2 protein-coding genes are annotated in these 1,526 nt (G+C 53.3%); both read left to right on the top strand.

Annotated features, from left to right (window positions below):
• Positions 1-1,271: tRNA lysidine(34) synthetase TilS (gene tilS, locus AC1DUO_RS24880; protein ID WP_477989330.1), on the top strand; the 1,271-nt coding region annotated here is incomplete at its 5' end.
• Between the two features lie 54 nt (positions 1,272-1,325).
• Positions 1,326-1,526: c-type cytochrome (locus AC1DUO_RS24875; protein WP_477989328.1), on the top strand; the 201-nt coding region annotated here is incomplete at its 3' end.

The following is a 1,526-nucleotide window of genomic DNA, read 5'->3' as shown; positions in this document are numbered from 1 at the left end:
GCGTTGCGTTCAGCGGCGGACTGGATTCTTCCGTACTGCTGGCCGGACTGGCTGAGTTACGCGACAAAGCGTTGCCGGATATCGAACTGCGTGCATTGCATATCCATCATGGACTAAGCCAGTTTGCAGATGACTGGGTCGCACACTGCCAGACGTTTTGTCAGCAGCGAGATATCCCTTTCTCCGTCACTAAAGTGCAGGTAGATGCACAGGAAGGTGGGATTGAAGCGGCGGCACGAACGGCACGTTATCAGGCATTTGCTGAAAGTCTGACTGCCGGTGAAGTGTTACTGACAGCACAACACCTGAATGACCAATGCGAAACTTTCATGCTGGCACTTAAACGTGGAAGCGGACCTGCCGGTCTCTCGGCGATGAGCGGGGACAGTTCAACACACGGTTATCGCTTGTTAAGGCCTTTTCTGGAGCTCAGCCGTGAGCAGCTTGAAGCATACGCGAAGCAGTTAAAGCTCAGCTGGATTGAAGATGACAGTAACCGGGATGCCCGCTTTGATCGCAATTTTCTGCGACTGGATATTTTTCCCGCACTTTACCAGCGCTGGCCGCACTTTGCGCAAGCCACAGCCCGCAGCGCATCACTTTGCGCAGAGCAGGAGACGCTGCTGGATGAGTTGCTCAGTGAATCTCTCACTTCATTGACCGATGAGCAGGGCAGTCTGTCGGTTGAGAGGCTGAAGGCGTTTTCAGCCGTCAGACGCTCTGCGCTATTACGTCGCTGGCTGGCATCGCGTGGCGCAAGAATGCCTTCGCGTGAACAACTGCAGAGAATATGGGATGAGGTAGCTTTGAGCCGCGAAGATGCCCAGGCGCAGTTAGTGCTGGGGAAAATGGTAGTCCGGCGTTTCCGTGGGCGTTTGTATGTATTGCCAGAACGCCGGTCGCTTAAAGATCAAATCCTCTGCTGGGATCCGGCTGAAAAATTAACGCTACCTGACGGTCTGGGCTGTCTGATTGCCGATCATGTTCTCATCGCGCAGGGGGCTGACTGTTTGATCCGCCAGCCACGTGCTGGCGAAAAGATCACTGTGCGTTTTCAGGTGCAGGGATATATCGAAAAAGTCGGGCGGGATCGTGCGCGCCAGGCGAAAAAATTGTGGTCTGAGTTAGGTGTGCCGCCATGGGAACGAGGTCGTATCCCTTTGGTTTATTACAATGATCAATTGATGGCAGCCCCGGGTTGGTTTATTACGCGCCAGTCCCGGGCTGAAAATAATGAAGCGCAATGGCGGATCATCTGGTCGGCTGCGTAATAAACGGAAAGAACGGTTTATTTGAGGCGGATGTTATTTGCCCGGGGAGTTGTGATGCAAGTAATGGGAAGAACACTGGCAGGGATAGTGGCATCGATGCTGATCAATTTGCCTGCTCTGGCGGTGGGAAATGTGGTTGACGGGCAGTCTAAATCAGCCAGCTGCTCGGCATGTCACGGCGCAACGGGTAAAGCCATTAATTCGATTTATCCTAATCTGGCAGGGCAAAATGCAGATTATCTGGCGCTTTCACTG

The organism is Rahnella sp. P4_A8, assembly GCF_056402435.1.
This window is presented reverse-complemented; position numbering and strand designations above follow the sequence as displayed.